We start from the raw sequence: 2,768 nt of genomic DNA, 5'->3' as shown, positions 1-2,768 counted from the left end.
CGACCCTCGCCCCCGCGCCGGTCACCGGACTCGAGCTGCCCGGCGAGGGCGAGCACCTGTTCGGCCCGGCCGTGCTGCGCAGCGTGATCGACACCCGCGTCCGCGAGGCCGTGCACCGGCTCGACCACGGCGACGACGGCATCGACGCCGCCCTCGACGCCGAGGACGGCCACGGGTACGCCCACTCGCACGTCGCCGCCGACGGCTCCGTCTACACCCACTCCCACTAGCCACCCCAGCCACTCCACCCCGACTCACCCCACCCCGACGACCCCAGGAGCCACACATGTCCGGTTCGGTGCACTACCTCTACGGCGACGGGGACATCGAGCTGGGCGCCGGCCGCGCGACCATCGAGGTGCGCGTGACCAACACCGGCGACCGCGCCGTCCAGGTGGGTTCGCACTATCACTTCTTCGAGGCCAACCGGGAGCTGCGCTTCGACCGGATCGCGGCGTACGGGCGGCACCTGGCGATCGGCGCGGGCCTGGCGGTGCGCTTCGAACCGGGCCAGACGCGGACGGTGCGACTGGTCGACTTCGCGGGCGAGCGCGTGTGCCACGGGTTCTCCGGGTTGGTCGACGGCCCGCTCGACGACCCGGCCGTGCGCGAGCGCGCGCTGGAGCGGATGGTCGCCGGGGGGTTCCTGCACAGCGGCGGGGGCGGCGACAGCCCTGACAACAACGACGACGACGAGGTCGCGCCCGCCCCGGACCGTATGCCCGCAGCCGAGGGCCCGCCGACCGTGCTACCGCGCGCCACCTACACCGATATCTACGGACCCACGGTCGGCGACCGACTTCAGTTGGCCGACACCGACCTGGTGATCGAGATCGCCACCGACCACAACGCGGTGACCACCGACGGCAGCAGCGGCTACGGCGACGAGGCCGTCTACGGCGGCGGCAAGGCGATCCGCGACGGGATGGCGCAGGACCCGGCGGGCACGCGGGCGTCGGGCGCGTTGGACCTGGTGATCACGGGCGCGATCATCGTCGACGCGGTGCTCGGTGTGGTCAAGGGCGACATCGGTGTGCGCGACGGGCGGATCGTGGCCGTGGGCAAGGCAGGCAACCCGCACCTGCAGGACGGGGTGCATCCGGAGCTGGTGATCGGGCCCGGCACCGAGGTGGTGGCGGGTGAGCACAAGATCGTCACCGCCGGCGGCGTGGACACCCACATCCACTACATCGCGCCACAGCAGGTCGAGGAAGCCTTGAGCAACGGCGTGACCACCCTGTTCGGCGGCGGCACCGGCCCGGCGGAGGGCACCAAGGGCACCACCTGCACGCCGGGCGCGTGGAACATCGGGCGGATGCTGCAGGCCGCCGACGGGCTGCCGGTGAACATCGGGGTGCTGGGCAAGGGCAACACGTCGCAGCCCGAGTCGGCGGTCGAGCAGATCGTGGCCGGCGCGGCGGGGCTGAAGATCCACGAGGACTGGGGCACCACGCCTGCGGCGATCCGCTGCGTGCAGGAGGTCGCGGACGAGTACGACGTGCAGGTCGCGATCCACACCGACACCCTCAACGAGTCGGGCTTCTACGAGGACACGCGTGCCGCGTTCGGCGATTCCACCATCCACACGTTCCACTCCGAGGGCGCAGGCGGCGGCCACGCCCCCGACATCCTGCGGGTGTGCGGCGAGCCCAACGTCCTGCCCGCCTCGACCAACCCGACGCTGCCGTACACCGTGAACTCGGTGGACGAACTGCTGGACATGGTCATGGTGTGCCACCACCTGTCGCACGACATCCCGGAGGACGTGAGCTTCGCCGACTCCCGCGTGCGCGCCGAGACGATCGCCGCCGAGACCGTCCTGCACGACGAGGGGATCATCTCGATCTTCTCCTCGGACTCGCAGGCCATGGGCCGGATCGGGGAGTCGTGGCAGCGCGCGTTCCAGACCGCCCACCACTGCCGCGTCGAGCGGGGTCCGCTGCCGGAGGACAGCGACCGCAACGACAACGAGCGCGTCCTGCGCTACGTCGCCAAGATGACCATCAACCCCGCCATCGCCGCGGGCATCGCCGACCACCTCGGCTCGATCGAACCCGGCAAGCTCGCCGATCTCGTGTTGTGGCCGGTCGACTCGTTTGCCGCCAAGCCGTCGTTGATCATCAAGGGCGGGATGATCGTGTGGGCGCCGATGGGCGATCCCAACGCGTCGCTGCCCACGCCGCAGCCGGTGATCTACCGCCCGATGTTCGGCGCGTACGGCGGGGCGCTGCAGTCCACGCGGGTGACGTTCCTGTCCGCCGCCGCGATCGAGGCCGGCGTGCCCGAGGAGCTGGGCCTGACCTCGCCGTGCCTGCCCGTGCGTGGCTGCCGGGGGATCGGCAAGAAGGACATGGTCCGCAACGACCGCTGCCCGACGATCGAGGTGGATCCCGAGACCTACGTGGTGACCGTCGACGGCGAGCCCGCCACCATCGCCCCCGCCACCACGTTGCCGCTGGCCCAGCTGCACTACCTCGCGTGATGACCGACCACCACGACCACGACGACCACGACGACCACGACGACGACGACGCGGCCGGCGGCTGCCCTGCGGGCCCTGTGCAGGGCGCGGGCCGTGCCGAACTGTCGACGCTTCTGCTGGCCCTGCAGTTCACCGACTCCTCGTTCCCCTCGGGCATGTACACGCTCTCGCACGGGCTCGAGGGGCTCCGGCAGTTGGGCGCTGTCGACGCCGGGGCCGGAGCCGGCGCCGCCGCCGGGGCTCGGTCCGTGGCCGAGGCCGTGCACGGGATCCTGCGCACGGCCTC

Annotated in this window: 1 protein-coding gene and 2 pseudogenes; all 3 read left to right on the top strand. The window is 71.7% G+C overall.

The features are described from left to right. Nucleotides 1–230 (top strand): annotated as a pseudogene (locus G6023_RS13535) (hypothetical protein); the annotation flags it as partial. A gap of 56 nt (nucleotides 231–286) precedes the next feature. Further along, nucleotides 287–2,482 carry an urease subunit alpha gene (gene ureC, locus G6023_RS13530; RefSeq protein WP_182636004.1) on the top strand — a complete coding sequence of 732 codons (2,196 nt, stop codon included), beginning with the start codon at nucleotides 287–289 and terminating at the stop codon, nucleotides 2,480–2,482. After that, a pseudogene (locus tag G6023_RS16030) lies at nucleotides 2,482–2,768 on the top strand (hypothetical protein); the annotation flags it as partial. The gene ureC and the pseudogene G6023_RS16030, both read left to right, overlap by 1 nt.

The sequence above is a fragment of the Dietzia sp. DQ11-71 genome (genome assembly GCF_014144995.1).
GTDB lineage: Bacteria > Actinomycetota > Actinomycetes > Mycobacteriales > Mycobacteriaceae > Dietzia > Dietzia kunjamensis.
Note: the sequence above shows the minus strand (reverse complement) of the source record. Positions and strands in the feature narration are given on the sequence as shown.